Source organism: Mesorhizobium sp. ES1-1, assembly GCF_020164785.1.
Lineage (GTDB): Bacteria > Pseudomonadota > Alphaproteobacteria > Rhizobiales > Rhizobiaceae > Mesorhizobium.
Map to the genome: position 1 here is coordinate 198058 of NZ_JAIUGX010000010.1, position 19163 is coordinate 217220.

Below are 19163 nucleotides of genomic sequence, written 5' to 3' on the forward strand. Positions count from 1 at the left end.
CTAGGTCGGAACATTTCTCCCGGACATGACAGTCCGGGAGTATCGTTGGCCGCCGATCAGAAGCGGGTCGATATGCCGAAGTTGAATTCCTGCACGTCGTCGCGGTCCTGCTTCTTGACCGGGATCGCATAGTCGATACGGATCGGGCCGAAAGGCGAAGCCCACATCAGACCGACACCGACCGACGCACGCAGTTCCAGATCAGTCGACTCTTGAACAACGCTGGTGACCTTGCTTCCGTAGAGCGTTGCCGCGTCCGCGAACACCGCTCCGCGAAGGCCGAAGCTCTCGGGAACGACCGGGATCGGGAACTGCGCCTCCGCAGAGGCATTGAAATAGGTCGTGCCGCCAAGATGGTCGCCCGTCGCAGGATCCACAGGACCGATGCCACCGTAAGCGAAGCCGCGGATCATGCGATCGGTGCTCTGGAACTGATCGAAGATACGCAGTTGGTCGTTGCTGCCGTAGCCTTGAACGTGACCCGCACCGCCGGAAATCAGGCCGACCAGATCAAACTGCTCCGAGAGCGTCTGATAGATGCTGCCGCGACCGGTCAGCTTCACATATTTGGCATCACCACCGAGACCGGCAAACTCCGCCGTGGTGGTGGCGTAGATGCCTTCATGCGGATTCTTCATGTCGTCGATGGTGTTGTAGACCAAGCCCAGGCTGACCGACGACTTGATCCAGGGGCTCTGCTCTATCCCATCAAGAATGGCTGGCGAGATGTCGCAATTGGGGCCGTCTGGATCCCCAACCGTGGGCGTTCCGCAGCCGTCATCCAGCTCATACTTTTCCCGCGAAATATTATAGGCGAGCTGCGTCGTGAGGCTCTCGGTTATCGGCAAGCCGAAACGGATCGTCGCGCCGGTCGTTTCGCTGTTGTAGTTATTCTTGTACTGCCTGGTCGACTGATAGATGTCGAAGCCGGCGGCAATGCGCCTACCAAGGAAATAGGGTTCGGTGAAGGACAGGCTGTAGTCGCGCGAATTCTTGCCGCCGCCGGCCGACAGTTTGATGAACTGGCCACGGCCAAGGAAATTGCGCTCGGTGATCGATCCTTCGACCGACGGGCCAGCGGTGTCGCCGCCGGTCGAGTATCCGGCGCCAATCGAGAATTCACCGGTCGACTTCTCGACCACATCGACCACGAGCACGACCTGATCGGGCTGCGAACCCGGGACCGTCGAGATATCGACTTTTTCAAAGTAGTTCAGGGCTTCCAGCCGCTTCTTGGCGCGCTGGATGAGAACCTGATTGAAGGCGTCGCCCTCGCTGACGTCGAATTCGCGCCGGATGACATAGTCACGCGTGCGCTCGTTGCCGCGGATCTCAATGCGCTCGACATAGGCCTTGGTGCCCTGGTCGACAGTGTAGACTACCGAGATGGTGTGGTTCTCGAAATTGCGGTCGCCGCGCGGTGTCACCTGCGCGAAGGCATAACCCGAACCCGCCACCTTCTCGGTCAGCGCGATGATGGAGTCCTCGACGTCCTTGGCGTTGTAGACGTCGCCCTTGCGCGTCTCGACCACCGATTCCAGCGACTTCGAGTCCACTTCCGGAATCGTGCTTTCGACGCTGATGTCGCCGAACGTGTAGCGGTCGCCTTCCTGCACGGTGATGGTCACGGTGTATTTGTTCGTCGCGCTGTCGAGCTCGCCAACTGCGGAGACGACCTGGAAATCGGCATAGCCGTGATTGTAGTAGAAGCGGCGCAGCAATTCCTGGTCGGCACGCAGCTTGTCGTCATCATAGACGTCATCGCGCAGAATGAACGAAACCCAGGACGAACGCTTGGTGTTGATAATGTCCGCCAGGCGGCGGCTCGAAAACGCGCTGTTGCCGACGAAATTGATCGCGGCGATCTGCGTGCGATCGCCTTCGGTGATCTGGAAAACCACGTTGACGCGATTGTCGCCGAGATCCATGACCTGGGCAGTCACCCCGGCATCGTCACGACCGATGCGCTTGTAAGCGGCCTTGACGGATTCGACGTCCCCATCCAGCGTCGCCTGGGAGAATGTGCCGCGCGGCTTCAGCTGAACCGCGGCCTGGAGCGCATTGTCCTTGAGCTTCTTGTTGCCCTGGAACAGCACCTGGTTGACGACCTTGTACTCGGAGACTTTGACCACCAGCGTCGAACCGACCTGATTGATCTGGACGTCGGAGAACAGTCCGGTTCCGAACAGCGCCTTGACCGCCGCATCGATGTCCGAGCTGGAGAAGGCCTTGCCCGGCTTGATGGTGATGTAGTTGCGGATCGTGTCGGCGTCGACGCGCTGGTTGCCGCTCACTTCAACGCGGCTGACGACAGCGGCCTCGGCCGCCGATGTAGCAACGAATTGTACCGCGAGCGAACCTGGCACGACCATAGCGGCGGACAGGGCCGCCGCAGAAGCGGCGCTCAGAAACTTGGATGCTGCCTTCATCGGGCTTAATAACCTTTTCTCGTAGTCCCCACGGCGAGAAAACCGGACGTGCGGTAATTTCCCCTACCGTATTAACCGGATTTTCCCTACACGCAAGGCTTCTGGTTAATTTGTATTTACTTAACCCTACCGCGTGGCTTTCGCGTCACTCATATCCCCGTGCATGGTAAACGGGGTCTCAACATCGCAGGCGCCGAAGCCGAATTTCTTCATGATTTCAGCATCCAAACAGATCGTTCCAGAAAACGAATCCCATGAAGCAAACGACCAGAAGCAAGCCGGCGCGATAGGCCATTTCCATCATTCGTTCCGACACCGGACGGCGTATGACAGCCTCCACCCCGTAGAACAAGAGATGGCCTCCGTCGAGGGGGGGAATCGGCAAAAGGTTCAGTATCCCTATGCCGACGGACAGTAGAGCGACCAGTTGCACGAGCCATTCGAAGCCTAGCTTCGCGGCCCTGCCCGCCATGTCGGCGATCTTCACCGGGCCCCCGAGCTGGCATTTGTCTTCTCGTCCGACGACGAAGCGTTGCATGAATTGGCCGGTGCGCTGGATGACGTGGCCTGTCTCCTCGACCGCAGCCCCGAGCGCGGCGACTGGCGTGTAAGTGATGAGCCTCGGTTGCCCGAATTCCTTGTTGTTGACGACGCCGATGACGGCCACCTTGACCTTGTTGCCGAGCGCGTCCTCCTGCTCCATCAGCCGAGGCGTGGCAGTCACGGTGACTTCCTTGCCGTCGCGCAGGAGGACGAAGGTGATCGCATCACCGGCGCGGCCGGAGACAAGGCGCTGGACGTCGCCAAAGGTTTCGACCTTGCTGCCGTCGACGCTGACGAATCGGTCACCGGGCAGGATACCGGCGTTCGCCGCCGGGCTGTCGGCGGTCACCTCTGCCACCATGGGTTCGGCGACGTAGCGGCCATAGGCGGCAAACAGCACCGCGAACACGGCGATGGTCAGCAGGAAATTGAACAGCGGCCCTGCCACCACGGTCGCCGCGCGCTTCCAGATCGGTTGTAGATGGAAGGCGACCTTGCGTTCCTCTTGCGTCAGCGTCTCGAGCTCTTCCGATGTCGGTTGGCTCGACGTGGCGTTCATGTCGCCGACGAACTTGACGTACCCGCCAAGCGGGATCGCGCACAGTTTCCAGCGCGTGCCGTGACGGTCGTTGAAGCCGAGAAGTTCGGGGCCGAAACCGATCGAGAACGCCCTGACCCCGATGCCACACCAGCGGCCGACGAGGTAGTGTCCCATTTCATGGACGAACACGACCACGGTCAGCACAAAGAGGAAAGGCACCAGCGTGCCAAGGACAAAGCCTTCCGTGCTGAAAAGCGCGTGGAGAATCTCGTTCAACTCAGGTCCTCAAATTCTTCCGCGGCGCCGGTAGCGCCGTGACTGTCACATCAATCGGGGCGAATCCAAGGCGCCGTGCGCATTGGATCTGTACCAACACCACTCAAACGGGAAAGAGCCCGTGCGCTGGATGATCGGCGGTCGCGGAAATCCAGCCGATGACGTACAGCGCGAAGGCGGCGGCGACAAGCCCGTCGACCCGGTCCATCACGCCGCCATGGCCAGGTATCAGCGTGCCCGAATCCTTACGGCCGTGCCGGCGCTTGACCCAGGATTCGAACAGGTCTCCGGCCTGCGAGACGATCGAAAGCACCAGGGCCACAAGGCCGAGCAATGGCAGATTGCCGACGCCGACGACGGCGGCCAGGACAAGCCCTGCAACAACAGCACCGACGGCGCCGCCAAGCGCTCCGCTGCGCGTCTTGCCGGGCGAAATCGATGGCGCGAGCTTGGGGCCGCCAACAGCGCGGCCGACGAAATAGGCAGAGATATCGGTGGCCCAGACGACCGCGAACAGAAACAAGATTGCGACGAGCCCCGACCGGTCGCCATCGCGCAGCAGGGCGAGCGACAGGCCTGAAACGGCCGCATATGCAAGGCCGGATGCTTCCCATTGCCCAGCCTTGCGAACCGAAGCCGCCACTGCGGTTGCGGCGACGCCGACAACGACGAGGGGCAGTAGCCAGGCGGCCTGAACGCCCGCGACCAGGGCGCAGAGGAACACTATGATCAGCGCTTCGGGCAGGAAGCCCAACCCTGACGCGCCTGCCTGACGCGACATGCGCGACCATTCATGGAAGATGACCGCCGACATCACGGCGCACAGCAACCGGAACGGCAAGCCGCCAATCCAGGTCAAGCCAAGGGTAACGATGGCGAGCACGATTGCCGAAATCACGCGAAGCCGTAGATTGCTCATCCTGCAGCCGGTCGCGAAGCAACGTCGTCCGCGCCAAGTCCGCCGAAGCGGCGTTCGCGGCCGGCATATTCACGGAGGGCCTCGACGAGATGATCGCGGCCGAAATCGGGCCAGTAGCAGGGCAGGAAGACGAGCTCGCTATAGGCGGCCTGCCACAGAAGGAAATTCGACAGTCTCAGTTCGCCGCTGGTGCGAATGACAAGTTCGGGATCGGGAATTCCTTGCGTGTCGAGTGAGCCGGCAAAGCTCTCGGCCGTGATCGACTCGCTGTCGAGCTCGCCGCGTGCCGCGGCAGCGGCAAGCTTACGCGCCGTTCGCACGATCTCGTCGCGTCCGCCATAGTTGAAGGCGATGACCAGCGTCAGCGCTTCGTTCGCGGCGGTCAGCGATTCGGCTTCGTCGAGCAGCCCCCTGATGTCGGGTCGCAGCCCTGCCCTGTCGCCGATGATCCTTACCCGCACGCCGCTCTGGTGCAGTTCGGCGAGGTCACGGCGGATGAACAGTTTCAGCAGGCCCATCAGGTCACTGACCTCGGATTTAGGCCGCGACCAGTTCTCCGAGGAGAAAGCGTAAACGGTCAGGAAGGAGATGCCGAGGCCGGGCGCAGCGCGCACGGCCTTGCGCAGCGCCTCGACGCCAGCGCGATGGCCGGCAAGACGAGGCAGGCCGCGCGCCTTGGCCCAGCGTCCATTTCCGTCCATGATGATCGCGACATGCGCGGGCGTTGCCATGTTCTCGCTTTCGGGTCAGCCGCTGGCCAACCCTAAACCTGCATGATTTCAGCTTCCTTATCGGAAAGCAGGTGATCGATCATGCTGATGGTCTCGTCGGTAAGTTTCTGAACCTGATCCGAGCGCTTGCGCTGATCGTCCTCGCTGATGTCGCCGTCTTTCTCAGCCTTCTTCAGGAAATCCATGCCGTCGCGGCGCACGTGGCGCACGGCAACGCGGGCGTTCTCGGCATAGCCGTGCGAAATCTTGACGAGTTCCTTGCGGCGCTGCTCATTGAGCTCCGGCAACGGAATCCTCAGATTGGTGCCGTCGACGATGGGATTGAAGCCTAGATTGGACTCGCGAATAGCGCGGTCCACGGCACCGACCATCGACTTGTCCCATACGGACACCGAGATCATGCGCGGCTCCGGGACGGAAACGTTTGCGACCTGATTGATCGGCATGGTGGTGCCATAGGCCGACACCTGGATCGCGTCGAGCAGATTGCTCGAGGCGCGGCCGGTCCGCAATGAGGCCAGATCATGCTTGAACGCGGCGATCGCCCCATCCATGCGCCGTTTCAGATCGTCGTACTCGCCACTCATCCTGTCTCTCCTCGACCCGTCTAAGACGGGTTTATTGTTCCAGGGCAAAGCCCGGTCTTCGATCCTTCGCGGAGGGGCTTACGCCAATCCCGGATAGGCTCGGGTCAATCGTCGGCCACGACCGTGCAACGGCCCCTGCCCCTCAGGATTTCGCCGAAACCACCCTTCTCGTGGATCGAATAGACGATTATCGGGATGTTGTTTTCGCGCGCAAGTGCAATCGCCGCCGTATCCATGATGGAAAGGCCCCGATTTATGACTTCGCCATGGCTGATGCGCTCGAAACGCGTCGCGTTCGGGTCCTTCTTAGGGTCAGCCGAATAGACGCCATCGACCTGCGTGCCCTTGAACAAGGCATCGGCGCCAATTTCAGCCGCCCGAAGGGCCGCCGCCGAATCGGTGGTGAAGAAGGGATTGCCTGTGCCGCCGGCGAAGATCACCACCTTGCCCTGGTTCATGTAGGCGGTCGCCTGGCGCTGCGAAAAACTCTCGCAAAGCTCGGGCATGGCAATTGCCGACAGCACGACAGCATCGACTCCGATCTTATTGAGCGATGTGCGCAGCGCCAGCGAGTTGATGACCGTGGCAAGCATGCCCATATGGTCGCCGGTGACGCGATCGCCGCCCTTTGAAGCAACGGCGACGCCGCGAAAGATATTGCCGCCGCCAATGACCACGCCGACTTCGATGCCCAAGGCGCGAGCCTCGGCGATGTCGCCGGCGATACGATCGACGACCGACACGTCGATGCCGAAATGCTGTTCGCCCATCAATGCTTCGCCCGACGCCTTCAGCAAGACACGTCGGTAGAGGGGCTTCACCGTCATTTGGGCCTCATTGCTTTGCGTGGCGGGTCAAGGGCGGCGACCCTCTCGCAGGCTCCGTCCCAAGATACTGGGTTCCGATACACGAAGGGCGCCGCGATGTCACGGGCGCCCAAACGGCAATTTCAGGGGCACCTTGCACGGTCAATCAGCTGGTGGAGGCGCTGGCCGGCAAACCCTCGATGAGTGCCGGCGGGCGTATCCGGAAGGCTTGTCGCCGGCCGCAGTACCGCCGGCAACGCGCGCCTGAATCTGTGAGCCGAAAATAGGAATAGGGAAAAGGCGCCGGGATCGTGCTGACCTCGTCCAGCCTGCCGCGATGCTCTGCGGGAATCGCGAAATCCAGCGCGCCCAGATTGTCCTGCATCTGAGAAAGCTTCGTCGCGCCGAGAATGACGGTGGCGATTCCCGGCTGGGTCGCCGCCCAGTTGAGCGCGACCTGGGACATACAGTGGCCGCCGGGCGTCCATGGCGCCAAAGCTGCGCGCCTTCATCGATACCGCGCAAGAAATAGGCCGGGCACCCTCACGGACACCCGGCCGAAAAACTCTTCGTCACGACAAGCCGCTCGAAGGCGACCTTACTTCTTGACCGCAGCCGCGACTTCCGCAGCGAAATCGGTCTCTTCCTTCTCGATGCCCTCGCCTAGAGCGAAGCGCAGATAGGCCGAGATCTTGGCAGGCGCCCCGATCTCCTTCTCGGCATCCTTCAGCGCCTGTTCGACGGTGATGTCGGGGTTGAGGACGAAAGCTTGCTTCAGAAGCACGACCTCTTCGTAGAACTTGCGCATCCGGCCTTCGACCATCTTCTCAATGATGGCTTCCGGCTTGCCGGACTGGCGCGCCTGGTCGGAGAAGATCGCCTTTTCGCGCTCGACGGCCGCTGAATCGATCTGCTCTGCGGTCAGTGCCATTGGGTTTGTCGCCGCGACATGCATGGCGACCTGACGGCCAAAGGCGTTGGCGGCGTGTTCGTTGCCAGTGGTCTCGATCGCAACAAGCACGCCGAGCTTGCCGAGGCCGTCGGCCACCGCATTATGGACATAGGTTGCGACCGCACCGTGCGGAACGGTCAGCTTGGCCGAGCGGCGGAACCCCATGTTTTCGCCGATGGTGCCGACAGCGTCCTTGATAGTGTCGGTGACAGACTTGCCCGAACCTGGATAGTTCGCGGCGGCAACAGCCTCCGTCGTGCCATAGGCAAGCGCCACCTTGGCGACTTTGGCGACAATTTCCTGAAACGCGGCATTGCGGGCGACGAAGTCGGTCTCGGAATTGACTTCCACCACGGCAGCCTCGCGAACGCCGTTGTCCACACCGATCAGGCCTTCGGCCGCGGTCCGGCCAGCCTTCTTGTCGGCCTTGGAAATGCCCTTCTTGCGCAGCCAGTCGACGGCCTCTTCCATGTTGCCGTTGGTCTCGGTCAACGCCGCCTTGCAGTCCATCATGCCCGCGCCCGTCAAGTCGCGGAGTTCTTTGACCTGTGCAGCCGAAATGCTCATTGTAGCCTCTTTGTCTAGAATGCACTGACGCACCATCGGTATTCGATGGTGCGTCTGTTTAGCGTGCCGGAAATAGGAGAAAGATGAAGGCCGCTGCCGGCCTTCTATAATCAAGCCTCGGGGGCTTCCGATGCCGGAGCCGGATCGAGCGCGGGCTCGATCGGAGCTTCGACCGAAGCGCCGATGTCGACGCCGAGAGCGCCCTGCTGACGGGCGATGCCGTCGATCGCCGCCTTGGCGATCAGATCGCAATAGAGCTGAATGGCACGAGCCGCGTCGTCATTGCCGGGGATCGGGAAATCGATCTTGTCCGGATCGCAGTTCGAATCGATGATGGCGACGACCGGAATGCCGAGGCGCTTGGCCTCGAGGATGGCGATCGCTTCCTTGTTGGTGTCGATCACGAACATCAGGTCGGGCGTCGAGCCCATGTCCTTGATGCCGCCCAGTGCCTTGTCGAGCTTCTCGCGCTCGCGATCGAGGTTCAGGCGCTCCTTCTTGGTGAGGCCCTGGGCCTCGCCGGCCAGCATCTCGTCGAGCTTGCGCAGGCGCTGGATGGAGTTCGAGATGGTCTTCCAGTTGGTCAGCATGCCGCCGAGCCAACGCGAGTTGACATAGTACTGCGCCGAACGCTGCGCCGCGTCGGCGACGATGTCGGACGCCTGGCGCTTCGTGCCGACGAACAACACGCGGCCGCCCTTGGCGACAGTGTCGGAAACCTGCTTCAGCGCCTGGTGAAGCAAGGGCACCGTCTGCGAGAGGTCGATTATGTGGATGTTGTTGCGGGCGCCATAGATGTAGGGCGCCATCTTCGGGTTCCAGCGGTGAGTCTGGTGGCCGAAGTGAATGCCAGCTTCCAAAAGCTGGCGCATGCTGAAATCAGGCAGTGCCATTCTTAGTTCCTTTTCCGGTTAGCCTCCACGGACACAGGCATTTTTGGACTTTGTCCTCGAACGCCACCGGAGGTTTCAGCCGGATTTCTCCCGGGCAGACACCAAAGTCCGTGTGTGGAATGAGCGCGCATATAGAGGGGATGCGCGATAAAGGCAAGCGCCGGTCGTATCGTGCACGCTAGTAGGTCGCACATCGAGCTCGCCAGCATCGCCAGGCAGATGGCAAACCGCCGCTTCGGCCGATTCGGCGTGTTGTGGTTCAGCGCGCGGCGATCAGCGCACCGGTGCCGATCATGGCGCTACCGGCAAACCTATTCATCAGCCGCATGCGCTGCGGCGTCCTGAACCAGCCCGAGGCCCGGCCCGCAAGCGCCGCGTAGGCGCCCATGGTGACGATGTTGACGCTCATCACCACCGCGATCACAGCCACTCCGTCGGCGAAAGTGAGGGTGTTAAGATCGAGGATCAGGGGCATGATAGAGGCATGGAACAGGATGGCCTTGGGATTGCCCAGAGCGATGGAGGCGCCGAGGAAGAACGACCGCGACAGCCTTGCCTGCTTTGCCTGCAATCCCTCCGACCGCGCTGCGGCTGCCCGCCACATCCTGATGCCAAGAAAAATTAGATATGCGGCACCTGCATATTTCAGCGCGAGAAACACCCACTCGAAGGTCTGCGCCACGGCAACGAGGCCAAGCAACGCCAAATTGACCAGCACGGCGTCGCCGACGGCGATGCCGAGGCCGGCCACGAAGGCTCTGACAAAGCCGCGGGAAACACCATTGGTGATGACGGCAAACATCGCCGGACCCGGAGTGGCGGCAGCAAGCGTAATCGCGACGCAATAAGCCGCAAAAGCCGTCAACGTCATGACCTTACCTTCCCTTTCGCCACCCTCACCCGCCGGAAAATCGCGACGATCTCCTCCCGGCTGCATTGGATCGCGCCGAGCCGCACCGCCCGGTCGCGTTCAAAGCCTGTTATGTCATAATGCGGCGCCGATGTCTTGGGCGGACCCTGGTAGGACGAGCGCTTGACGCCAAGCTGCGCAGCGAAACGATGCAGTTCGTCCGTGTCGTCGGCCATCAGGTGGCACCAGCGATGGCCCACCCATTTCCAGATCGCGGCGTCGACATAGACCGCCATGACGGCTTGGTGGCGCTATTTCGCCGGACAGGCCTTCGGCTGGTCGAACAGCGAGAGATTGACCAGCTTTCCCGTCATCGAGAAGTCGCCATAGTCCATGACCAAATCGCGCGTTATGCCATTCTCATGCAGCTTGAAGCTGATCCGGTATTCCGGCACTTCTTCGCCTGTCTTGCCCGTGTCATTGAAGTAGGCAATGTCCACCGGCCAGAATTTGTCTGTGGCGAGCTTCGACAGTGCCGGCGCCTCGGGGTCGGCCTTATCGGAATCGGTTTTCTTGCCGACGACAACGGTCGTGGTCATCACCTTGTTGGCGTCCTCGGAACCGTCGAACAGGCTGGTCTCATAGAAACTCTCGCCCTTTTCGGCTTTGCCGATGAGCTCGACCAGATGCTGGGTCGGGAACTGGGTCGTCGACAGTTCAACGCTGCTCTTTTCGGGCTTGTCTATATCGACCTTGAGCCCCTTGGTCTCCTTCGTGGCGACACCCTTGACCTCCTTGTCGAGGTTCTGGTCGACGAAGGATTTCGTCACGAATGAAAAAGTCTTGCCCTCGGCGTCCTCGAAAGTGGTGGTCTGTTGATCCGTCAGCCTGGTGTTGTCGGCAGTAACGATCTGAGTGACGAAGCGGAATTTCACCGTATAGCCTTCGCAGGCCGAGCCGTTGAACTCATAGACCATGCGGCCGGATATTCCGGTTATCCCGGAGCGATCGGAGGCCTTGTCGAGGGATAGATCGTAGACCGCGCGGTGAGCCTGTAGGGCCGGAACTGCGAAAGCAGGGCCTGCCGAGAACGCCGCCGACAGCAGTGCGGCATGGAAAGCAAAGCGCGTTGCGCGCATGAGGTACTCCGATCGTCGCGGCTGATGGCGGGCCGTAGGGAAATCTTGTCCAGCTTAAAAAAAGTCGTGGCGGAAGCGAGGCAAAAATAGCAATTTCGCCCCCGGCCGGCGCGGCCGTTCAAGCAATAGGGAAATACCATGAGCGAGACAATCGAAAAGCGGCTAAGCGGTCTGGGCGTGACGCTTCCAGTCGCGGCCGCGCCCGCGGCGAATTACGTGCCCTTTTGCCGGAGCGGCAATCTTTTGTTCACAGCCGGCCAGTTGCCGCTGAAGGACGGCAAGTTGCAGGCGAGCGGCCTGCTTGGGCGTGACGTGGATACCGCCGCCGGCAAGGATGCGGCGAAATACTGCGCCATCAACATACTTGCGCAGGCCAAGGCGGCCCTGGGTGACCTCGAGAAGATCCGACGCCTGGTGAAGATCACGGTGTTTGTCGCTTCGACGCCGGATTTCGTCGAGCAACATTTGGTTGCCAACGGCGCATCCGATTTCCTAGTGGCGGCGCTTGGCGAGCCCGGCAAGCATGCTCGCTCCGCCGTCGGCACCGCCTCCCTGCCGCTTAATGCCGCAGTCGAAATCGAAGCGGTCTTCGAAGTCGAATGAGCGGGCGCGAAGTCATGACCGACCTCTCCTGGCTTACCGCCCGGCCCGTCGCCCATCGCGGCTTCCATGACATGAACAAGTCCCGATGGGAAAATACGCTTTCAGCCTTCGCCGCGGCGGCCGAGCGCGGCTATGCCATCGAATGTGACGTGCACCTGTCTGCGGACGGCGTCCCCGTGGTCATCCATGACGATGACCTTAAGCGGCTGACGGGGGAGGATGGATTCATATGGCAACGGTCGGCGGCGGAATTGACGGCGCTCAAGATCGGCGGCACGTCGGATCATCTGCCAACGCTGCGCGAAGCGCTCGACCTGGTCGATGGCCGCGTACCGATCGTCGTCGAACTGAAGGGGGTCCCGGGCCGCGACGAAGGCCTTGTGGCAAGCGTCGGCAAGATGCTCAAAGGCTATAAGGGCAAAGCGGCGATCATGTCGTTCGATCATTGGCTGATCCGCGACTTTCCGAAAGATGCGCCGGGCATTCCGGGCGGCCTGACAGCCTATGGCAAGGACAACCGACTGATTGAAGCGCACTTCGCCATGCTGGCGCATGAACTCGCCTTCACCTCCTATGCCGCAGGCGACCTGCCCAACCGGTTCGTCAGCTTCGTGCGCGAGAAGCTTGGCATGCCGGTAATCACCTGGACCGTGCACGACCAGCCGGCCGTAGAGCTTACTTTCAAATATGCCGACCAGATGACGTTCGAGGGGTTCGATCCCGATCAGTTGAATGTCGCGTAGACAAGCTGTCATGAAACAGGCTTGTTCGCGCACCGGCAGGGCTTAAATAGGCTGTATGGATCAGGGCGATGACTGCGACGGGGAGGCAGCGAATGCGGAGTATTCGATCCGTGTGGCTGCCGGCATCTCTGCTTTTACTTCCGATGAATGGAATGGGCTCGGCGGCACTACGGCCAGCGATGTCGAGAATAGTTATAACCCCCTCGTTTCTTTCGCCTTTCTGAGTGCGCTGGAAGATTCCGGATGCGCCGTGCGGCGCACCGGCTGGCAAGGTCATCATTTGAGGCTGGAGAATGCGAGAGGCAGGCTGCTCGGCGCAGTCCCATGCTATCTCAAATCGCACAGCCAGGGCGAGTATGTATTCGATCATGGCTGGTCGGATGCGTTCGAGCGCGCCGGCGGCCGCTACTATCCCAAGCTGCAGTGCGCAGTGCCTTTCACACCGGTTACCGGCCCTCGATTGCTGGTCACCAGAGGAGAGGATAGCGAGAGCGTCAAGGCCGGGCTTGCCGCCGGGCTGAAGGGGGTTACGGACAAGCTTGGCGTCTCATCCGCCCATGTCACCTTCGCCCAGGAGAGCGACGTCCAGGTGCTGGAAGCAGCGGGTTTCCTGCATCGGACCGATCAGCAGTTCCATTTCTTCAACGAAGGTTTTTCAACCTATGACGACTTCCTCGCCACACTTGCCTCGCGCAAGCGCAAGGCGATGAAAAAGGAACGGCGCGAAGCGCTTGCCGAGGGCATCTCGATCGACTGGCTGACCGGCAAGGATCTCACCGAAAAGGCCTGGGACGACTTCTACGCTTTCTACATGGATACAGGCAGCCGCAAATGGGGCCGCCCCTATCTCAACCGCCAGTTCTTCTCGCTGATCGGCGAACGCATGGCCAACGACATCTTGCTGGTGATGGCAAGGCGCAACGGCCGCTACGTCGCGGGCGCCATAAATTTCATTGGCTCCGACGCGCTTTATGGCCGCAATTGGGGCTGTATCGAGGACCATCCGTTCCTGCATTTCGAGGTCTGCTACCACCAGGCGATCGACTTCGCCATCGCGCGCAAGCTGAAGGTGGTGGAGGCGGGTGCCCAAGGCGAGCACAAACTGGCGCGAGGCTACCGTCCGGTCACCATGCATTCGGCCCACTACATCGCCCATCCCGGCCTGCGCAACGCCGTTGCCGACTATCTGGAACGCGAAAGGCGTGAGGTGGAACGGATGAGCGAATATCTCGAAGGTCACACGCCGTTCCGCAAATCGGATCCGTCGGACGAGGAGTGACGCTGACGATGCGCTTCCGCGCAGCGCTTCGAAACCGGCAGGATTGATCTTGCCTGATCATCTTGCCCGCCATTGGCCGCTTCGTTACACCGACAACAAGGCAAATCCGGAGCGCGCCATGGCTGAGGCCCCCTACGATCCCGACAACATCTTTGCCAAGATTCTGCGTGGTGAAATTCCCTCGCATCGCGTCTACGAGGACGAGGCCATCGTTGCGTTCATGGACGTGATGCCGCAAGGACCGGGGCACACGCTCGTGGTGCCGAAAGCGCCGTCACGCAACCTGCTCGATGCCGACCCAGCAACGCTCGACGCGCTTTTCACGGTGGTTCGGAAAGTGGCTCTGGCAGTCAAGAAGGCTCTCGGCGCCGACGGTGTCACCATCATGCAGTTCAACGAACCGGCCGCCGGGCAAAGCGTCTACCACCTGCATGTCCACGTCATCCCGCGCTTCGACGGCGTGCCGCTAAAGCCGCATACCGGCGGAATGGAAAAGCCTGAAGTGCTGGCTGACAACGCCGGGAAAATACGCGAATCTTTGGCCGCAGGTTGAGGCTCAGGCTCTAACTGCCGGCAGAGCGTGTTTAGGCTCAACGAGAAGGCGGCGATCTTGCGCGTCGAACGCCAACTGCCCCAATCGCCAGCATGCTATGGTAATCACGGTTCCGCCGAAAACATCCATCAAGTTGTGCCCACCATGAATCAGGATGGCCGGCAGCAAAGCCGCGTTGACCAGGATCAATGCATAACGCAGCGGCCTGTAGGGCCACGCTGCTATCAACGACATTAGCGCCATCACGGTGTGAAAAGAAGGGAACCCAACAAGTCCCGTCGCCTGTAGCGTGGAAATGTCCTTCACACCGTCAACGAGGAGGCGGTTCAATTCAGCGCCGTAGGCGGAATTAACGACCGGCCGAACGATGCGATCAATCTCCGGCGCCAACGTCCAATAGGCGGAAGCGCCGCTGGATGGGAACAGCGCCCAGCAAAAGATGGTGGCGAGGGAAGCGAACACCGTTCCCAGCGCGGCCGTGTGCAATTGCCGCCGGTCATTAGCCATGCCGAGAAACAGAAAAACAAACAGGATTTGGGCCAGGGTCAGGCTGTAGATCTCCCGCAGAATATTGGCGAGTTGAGGATACTGGGAGATCCAGGCACACGCCCCCGGCCAGGAATAGCCGAACCAAGAGTCCATCCGGACGAGCATGGCGTCGATGGGTACCGAATGGCGCGGCAAGAGCAACAGATTGAAAAGCGAAGCCGGCACGGAATAGACAATGAACAGCGCAAGGGCGTGTGTTGTGAGCGCAATTCGCTCGGACTTGCGGATATGGCGATAGAATTGACCGACGGCTACCATGACGATGCCAAGGCCAATGGACAAACTGTAAACGCCAAGCGCCAATGTCGCGCCCTTGCTCCAAATCAGAAACAAGCACACGACTACCAGCGTCATGGTGGTCGTTAGGATTGTGCGTTCCGCGGGCAAGAAAATCATTCCGCGAGTATGACTCACCAGCGTTAATTCAGCGTGAAAACAACGAGCCTGGGCAAGGTACCCCTGGCCAGGGGACTGCGCCGTGCAAAGCGGCGGCGAGGTGCTCCGGAGGTGCTGGACCGGAGCCTCTCATTGGCCCAACAAAAAAGCCCCGTTTCCGGGGCTCTTCTCGGCTTTCGCCAGACTCAGTTCTTTCTGGGCAGCTGCGGGACCAGGCTGCGCTTGCCGCCATCCTTGCCCTTGGCTTCGGGCTTCTGCGCCGCGGCCTTCTTCGCCGCCGGCTTTTTGGCCACCGCCTTGGGAGACTTCGGCGCTTCCTCCGGCTCTTCCTTCTTCGGCATGACCGGCGCCTCGTCGGCGAGCGATTCGAGTTTCAGGCCGGTCTCGCCGGTTTCCTTCTTCTCGACCGTCACACGCACGGTGCCGCCCTTCCTGAGCTTGCCGAACAATACTTCGTCGGCCAGCGGCTTCTTGATGTGCTCCTGGATCACACGGCCAAGCGGTCGCGCGCCCATACGCTCATCATAGCCCTTGTCGGCAAGCCAGGCGATGGCGTCCGGCGACAGGTCGAAGGTGACGCCCCGCTCGGAGAGTTGCGCCTCGAGCTGCATGACGAACTTCTGCACCACCTGATGGATGACCGGCACCGGCAGCGAGCCGAAGGGGATGATCGCATCGAGACGGTTGCGGAATTCCGGCGTGAACAGCCGGTTGATCGCCTCGACATCGTCGCCTTCACGCTTGGTCGAACCGAAACCGATCGCCGCGCGCTGCGCATCGGATGCGCCCGCATTGGTGGTCATGATCAGGATCACATTGCGGAAGTCGATCTGCTTGCCGTTGTGGTCCGTCAGCTTGCCGTGATCCATCACCTGCAACAGGATGTTGAACAGGTCCGGATGCGCCTTCTCGACTTCGTCCAGCAACAGCACGCAGTGCGGGTGCTGGTCCACGCCATCGGTCAGGAGACCGCCCTGATCAAAGCCGACATAGCCGGGAGGCGCGCCGATCAGCCGCGAAACGGTGTGGCGTTCCATGTATTCCGACATGTCGAAGCGGATGAGCTCGACACCAAGCGATGCCGCCAATTGCTTGGCCACTTCCGTCTTGCCGACGCCGGTCGGGCCCGAGAACAAATACGAGCCGATCGGCTTCTCCGGTTCGCGCAGGCCGGCACGGGCCAGCTTGATGGCCGAGGTCAGCGCCGTGATCGCGGTGTCCTGGCCGTAGACGACGCGCTTCAACTCGATATCGAGACCTTGCAGCACCTTCTCGTCGTCGGCAGAAACCGTCTTCGGAGGGATGCGCGCCATGGTTGCGATCGTTGCCTCGATCTCCTTGATGCCGATCGTCTTCTTGCGCTTGCCTTCCGGCACCAGCATCTGCGAGGCGCCGGTCTCATCGATCACATCGATCGCCTTGTCCGGCAGCTTGCGGTCGTTGATGTAGCGCGCCGACAGTTCCACCGAGGCCTTGATCGCCTCATTGGTGAATTTCACCTTGTGGAATTCCTCATAATAGGGCTTGAGGCCCTTCATGATCTCGATGGCGTCCTCGATGGTGGGCTCGTTGACGTCGATCTTCTGGAAGCGCCGCACAAGCGCGCGGTCCTTCTCGAAGAACTGGCGAAATTCCTTGTAGGTGGTCGAGCCGATGCAACGGATCGCGCCCGACGACAGAGCCGGCTTCAGCAGGTTCGACGCGTCCATCGCGCCGCCCGATGTGGCGCCGGCGCCGATCACCGTGTGAATCTCGTCGATGAACAACACGGCTCCCGGATAATCCTCGAGCTCCTTGACGACCTGCTTCAGCCGTTCCTCGAAATCGCCGCGATAGCGCGTGCCGGCCAGAAGCGTGCCCATGTCGAGCGCGAATATCGTGGCGTTTTGCAGCACTTCGGGAACGTCGCCCTCGACGATGCGCTTGGCGAGGCCTTCGGCGATCGCCGTCTTGCCCACGCCGGGGTCGCCGACATAGAGCGGGTTGTTCTTGGAACGGCGGCACAGCACCTGGATGGTGCGGTTGATCTCGGTGTCGCGGCCGATGAGCGGATCGATCTTGCCTGCCTTGGCCTTGTTGTTGAGATTGACGCAATAGGCGGTCAGCGCGTCCTGCTGCTGCTTCTTCTTGCCGCCTTCCTCCTGTGGCTCGGCGCCGTTCTGGCCGCCCTGCTCGTCATCGGCCCCGCGAGGCGAGCGAGACTCGGATGCGCCCGGCCGCTTGGCGATGCCATGCGAGATGTAGTTGACCGCATCGTAGCGGGTCATCTGCTGTTCCTGCAGGAAATAGGCGGCATGGCTCTCGCGCTCGGCGAAGATGGCGACGAGCACGTTGGCGCCGGACACTTCCTCGCGACCCGACGATTGCACATGGATTACCGCGCGCTGGATGACCCGCTGGAAGCCAGCCGTCGGCTTGGAATCCTCGTCATAGCCCGTGACCAGATTGTCGAGTTCGGTGTCGATATAGGTGAGAACCGTGTGCTTCAGGTCGTCGAGGTCGACATTGCAGGCGCGCATGACGGCGGCCGCCTCGGTGTCGTCGATGAGCGCAAGCAGCAGATGTTCCAGGGTTGCATATTCATGGTGCCGCTCATTGGCGAGCGTCAGCGCTTGGTGAAGCGCCTTTTCCAGGCCTTGGGAGAAAGCCGGCATGTTACCTCACTTCTTCTCCATCACGCATTGCAGCGGATGCTGATTCTGTCGGGCGAAATCCATGACCTGAGACACTTTGGTCTCGGCCACCTCGAATGTATAGACCCCGCACTCGCCCACTCCATGATTGTGAACATGCAGCATGATGCGTGTGGCGGCTTCGCGATCCTTCTGGAAGAACCGTTCCAGGATGTGAACCACGAACTCCATCGGAGTGTAGTCGTCGTTAAGGATGAGGACCCGGTATAGGCTTGGCTTCTTGGTCTTGGTTTTTGTGCGCGTGATGACAGCTGTACCGCGACCGGCGCCATTGCCGTCGCTATTGCCGTTTTGCATCCGCGCCACTCGTCTAGTGGCAGTCAAACCAATCGTCACGTATTCCTGCCTTTTTCGAATCCCCATGCGAGCTCAACATGTAGGTGTTCGATGGACGATTTTAAGCCCTTCTGTTTAGCTGACAATATGGCTAGGTGCCCAAAGGCAGCCGATTTTTCGATCTCGCCGGCATTTGCGATGGCGAAACGGCGCGGCGCGCCGACCGGGACCACACATGAAAAACCCGGCCGCGCTGACACGGTCGGGTTTCTCACGTCTGGGATGGGCGATATTTCGGCCGGGCCCGGCGCAGGCAAGTGCGACGAGCCCACGTCGATCGCGTGAAACTACTTGGCCTTTGCGACCATCGATTCGAAGGGCCTGTAAGCTTCCTTGGCAAGTTCAGCGTAGAGGTCGCCGATCTTGGTTGCCTCGGCTACGAACGCCTCATAGGACGTCTTGGCAAAGTCGGTCTGGATCTCGATTGCCTTGTCAAGCGACTTGGCCGAAAGGATCTTTTCTGCGGCGGCACTACCCGCCTCGAAGGTCTTCTTGGTGTACTCGCCCGCCTCGGTCGCGATCGCCTGCGCGCCCTTTGAGAGCGAAGCAAAGCTCTTCAATCCTGTGTCGGCAAAGTCCTTGCCGTATTTGCTGAAGTCCTCATAGGTCTGGGTCATTTTAACGCAATCCCTTGACGTTGAGGCGTCCGTCCATCCGGCGCCTGTGCAATGCACAGTAATATATTGTGCAGCGCACAAAAGTCAATATTCCCCAACGTCCCCTGCCCGCCTCAGGGGCAATCGCTAAAAATCGAATAAAGAAAACTTCAACCCCAAAG

At 60.8% G+C, this 19163-nt stretch carries 19 protein-coding genes and 1 pseudogene; 4 read left to right on the top strand and 16 right to left on the bottom strand.

Translation table 11 applies throughout. From position 1 onward, the window contains the following. Window positions 1–56: 56 nt before the first annotated feature. The 12 genes and pseudogenes from bamA to LB513_RS18590 all read right to left on the bottom strand — a co-directional run bounded on the left by bamA (window position 57) and on the right by LB513_RS18590 (window position 11233). Window positions 57–2429 (bottom strand): outer membrane protein assembly factor BamA, encoded by a 2373-nt coding sequence (gene bamA / locus LB513_RS18535; RefSeq protein WP_224664948.1) that lies wholly within the window; start codon window positions 2427–2429, stop codon window positions 57–59. 217 nt (window positions 2430–2646) lie between these two features. Continuing rightward, window positions 2647–3789: an RIP metalloprotease RseP gene (rseP, locus tag LB513_RS18540; RefSeq protein WP_224664949.1), complete on the bottom strand. Its 1143-nt coding sequence runs from the start codon at window positions 3787–3789 to the stop codon at window positions 2647–2649. 103 nt (window positions 3790–3892) lie between these two features. After that, entirely contained in the window at window positions 3893–4708 is an 816-nt protein-coding gene (locus LB513_RS18545; protein ID WP_224664950.1) for a phosphatidate cytidylyltransferase, read from the bottom strand. Then, complete coding sequence (locus LB513_RS18550) at window positions 4705–5439, bottom strand: isoprenyl transferase (RefSeq protein WP_224664951.1); 735 nt, start codon at window positions 5437–5439, stop codon at window positions 4705–4707. The genes LB513_RS18545 and LB513_RS18550 overlap by 4 nt, the downstream gene beginning before the upstream one ends. 32 nt (window positions 5440–5471) lie before the next feature. Beyond that, window positions 5472–6026 (bottom strand): ribosome recycling factor, encoded by a 555-nt coding sequence (gene frr, locus LB513_RS18555; protein WP_224664952.1) that lies wholly within the window; start codon window positions 6024–6026, stop codon window positions 5472–5474. 104 nt (window positions 6027–6130) lie between these two features. Continuing rightward, window positions 6131–6853, bottom strand: coding sequence for a UMP kinase (pyrH, locus tag LB513_RS18560; protein ID WP_224664953.1), 723 nt, complete (start codon window positions 6851–6853; stop codon window positions 6131–6133). 145 nt (window positions 6854–6998) lie between these two features. Then, window positions 6999–7307: pseudogene (locus LB513_RS18565) on the bottom strand (aldo/keto reductase); the annotation flags it as partial. 123 nt (window positions 7308–7430) lie between these two features. Further along, window positions 7431–8351 (bottom strand): translation elongation factor Ts, encoded by a 921-nt coding sequence (gene tsf, locus LB513_RS18570; RefSeq protein WP_224664954.1) that lies wholly within the window; start codon window positions 8349–8351, stop codon window positions 7431–7433. Between the two features lie 110 nt (window positions 8352–8461). Continuing rightward, a complete protein-coding gene (rpsB, locus tag LB513_RS18575) occupies window positions 8462–9244 on the bottom strand; it encodes a 30S ribosomal protein S2 (protein WP_095200152.1) in 783 nt (260 codons plus the stop codon). Between the two features lie 259 nt (window positions 9245–9503). Continuing rightward, a complete protein-coding gene (locus tag LB513_RS18580; protein ID WP_224664955.1) occupies window positions 9504–10115 on the bottom strand; it encodes a LysE family translocator in 612 nt (203 codons plus the stop codon). Continuing rightward, window positions 10112–10390 (bottom strand): DUF4031 domain-containing protein, encoded by a 279-nt coding sequence (locus LB513_RS18585; RefSeq protein WP_224664956.1) that lies wholly within the window; start codon window positions 10388–10390, stop codon window positions 10112–10114. The genes LB513_RS18580 and LB513_RS18585 overlap by 4 nt, the downstream gene beginning before the upstream one ends. Window positions 10391–10405: 15 nt before the next feature. Continuing rightward, a complete protein-coding gene (locus tag LB513_RS18590) occupies window positions 10406–11233 on the bottom strand; it encodes a cell envelope integrity EipB family protein (RefSeq protein WP_224664957.1) in 828 nt (275 codons plus the stop codon). 138 nt (window positions 11234–11371) lie between these two features. On the opposite strand from LB513_RS18590, the gene LB513_RS18595 reads away from it, so the two are divergent. From LB513_RS18595 to LB513_RS18610, 4 genes are all read left to right on the top strand, one after another. After that, a complete protein-coding gene (locus tag LB513_RS18595; protein ID WP_224664958.1) occupies window positions 11372–11836 on the top strand; it encodes a RidA family protein in 465 nt (154 codons plus the stop codon). Window positions 11837–11850: 14 nt separating this feature from the next. After that, window positions 11851–12579, top strand: coding sequence for a glycerophosphodiester phosphodiesterase (locus tag LB513_RS18600; RefSeq protein ID WP_224665005.1), 729 nt, complete (start codon window positions 11851–11853; stop codon window positions 12577–12579). 55 nt (window positions 12580–12634) lie between these two features. Further along, window positions 12635–13858 (top strand): GNAT family N-acetyltransferase, encoded by a 1224-nt coding sequence (locus LB513_RS18605; RefSeq protein ID WP_224664959.1) that lies wholly within the window; start codon window positions 12635–12637, stop codon window positions 13856–13858. Between the two features lie 118 nt (window positions 13859–13976). Beyond that, entirely contained in the window at window positions 13977–14411 is a 435-nt protein-coding gene (locus LB513_RS18610) for an HIT family protein (protein ID WP_224665006.1), read from the top strand. Between the two features lie 3 nt (window positions 14412–14414). Here the strand turns inward: LB513_RS18610 and LB513_RS18615 are convergent, their stop codons facing one another. The 4 genes from LB513_RS18615 to LB513_RS18630 all read right to left on the bottom strand — a co-directional run bounded on the left by LB513_RS18615 (window position 14415) and on the right by LB513_RS18630 (window position 19002). Next, the gene (locus LB513_RS18615) at window positions 14415–15314 is read right to left on the bottom strand and encodes a phosphatase PAP2 family protein (protein ID WP_224664960.1); all 900 of its coding nucleotides are present in this window, start codon (window positions 15312–15314) and stop codon (window positions 14415–14417) included. 227 nt (window positions 15315–15541) lie between these two features. Beyond that, window positions 15542–18010, bottom strand: a complete 2469-nt coding sequence (gene clpA, locus LB513_RS18620) for an ATP-dependent Clp protease ATP-binding subunit ClpA (RefSeq protein ID WP_224664961.1) — start codon at window positions 18008–18010, stop codon at window positions 15542–15544. A gap of 6 nt (window positions 18011–18016) precedes the next feature. Then, window positions 18017–18346 carry an ATP-dependent Clp protease adapter ClpS gene (gene clpS / locus LB513_RS18625; RefSeq protein WP_224664962.1) on the bottom strand — a complete coding sequence of 110 codons (330 nt, stop codon included), beginning with the start codon at window positions 18344–18346 and terminating at the stop codon, window positions 18017–18019. A gap of 326 nt (window positions 18347–18672) precedes the next feature. Next, a complete protein-coding gene (locus LB513_RS18630) occupies window positions 18673–19002 on the bottom strand; it encodes a phasin family protein (RefSeq protein WP_224664963.1) in 330 nt (109 codons plus the stop codon). Window positions 19003–19163 lie beyond the last annotated feature (161 nt).

What these genes read in the sequence shown, in the direction of transcription:
- clpS (WP_224664962.1), bottom strand. Translation starts at nt 18,346, where the DNA reads ATGCAAAACGGCAATAGCGACGGCAATGGCGCCGGTCGCGGTACAGCT.
- LB513_RS18630 (WP_224664963.1), bottom strand. Translation starts at nt 19,002, where the DNA reads ATGACCCAGACCTATGAGGACTTCAGCAAATACGGCAAGGACTTTGCC.
- pyrH (WP_224664953.1), bottom strand. Translation starts at nt 6,853, where the DNA reads ATGACGGTGAAGCCCCTCTACCGACGTGTCTTGCTGAAGGCGTCGGGC.
- LB513_RS18580 (WP_224664955.1), bottom strand. Translation starts at nt 10,115, where the DNA reads ATGACGTTGACGGCTTTTGCGGCTTATTGCGTCGCGATTACGCTTGCT.
- LB513_RS18595 (WP_224664958.1), top strand. Translation starts at nt 11,372, where the DNA reads ATGAGCGAGACAATCGAAAAGCGGCTAAGCGGTCTGGGCGTGACGCTT.
- LB513_RS18610 (WP_224665006.1), top strand. Translation starts at nt 13,977, where the DNA reads ATGGCTGAGGCCCCCTACGATCCCGACAACATCTTTGCCAAGATTCTG.
- frr (WP_224664952.1), bottom strand. Translation starts at nt 6,026, where the DNA reads ATGAGTGGCGAGTACGACGATCTGAAACGGCGCATGGATGGGGCGATC.
- tsf (WP_224664954.1), bottom strand. Translation starts at nt 8,351, where the DNA reads ATGAGCATTTCGGCTGCACAGGTCAAAGAACTCCGCGACTTGACGGGC.
- rpsB (WP_095200152.1), bottom strand. Translation starts at nt 9,244, where the DNA reads ATGGCACTGCCTGATTTCAGCATGCGCCAGCTTTTGGAAGCTGGCATT.
- clpA (WP_224664961.1), bottom strand. Translation starts at nt 18,010, where the DNA reads ATGCCGGCTTTCTCCCAAGGCCTGGAAAAGGCGCTTCACCAAGCGCTG.
- LB513_RS18590 (WP_224664957.1), bottom strand. Translation starts at nt 11,233, where the DNA reads ATGCGCGCAACGCGCTTTGCTTTCCATGCCGCACTGCTGTCGGCGGCG.
- LB513_RS18545 (WP_224664950.1), bottom strand. Translation starts at nt 4,708, where the DNA reads ATGAGCAATCTACGGCTTCGCGTGATTTCGGCAATCGTGCTCGCCATC.
- LB513_RS18585 (WP_224664956.1), bottom strand. Translation starts at nt 10,390, where the DNA reads ATGGCGGTCTATGTCGACGCCGCGATCTGGAAATGGGTGGGCCATCGC.
- LB513_RS18550 (WP_224664951.1), bottom strand. Translation starts at nt 5,439, where the DNA reads ATGGCAACGCCCGCGCATGTCGCGATCATCATGGACGGAAATGGACGC.
- LB513_RS18600 (WP_224665005.1), top strand. Translation starts at nt 11,851, where the DNA reads ATGACCGACCTCTCCTGGCTTACCGCCCGGCCCGTCGCCCATCGCGGC.
- LB513_RS18605 (WP_224664959.1), top strand. Translation starts at nt 12,635, where the DNA reads ATGGATCAGGGCGATGACTGCGACGGGGAGGCAGCGAATGCGGAGTAT.
- bamA (WP_224664948.1), bottom strand. Translation starts at nt 2,429, where the DNA reads ATGAAGGCAGCATCCAAGTTTCTGAGCGCCGCTTCTGCGGCGGCCCTG.
- LB513_RS18615 (WP_224664960.1), bottom strand. Translation starts at nt 15,314, where the DNA reads ATGACGCTGGTAGTCGTGTGCTTGTTTCTGATTTGGAGCAAGGGCGCG.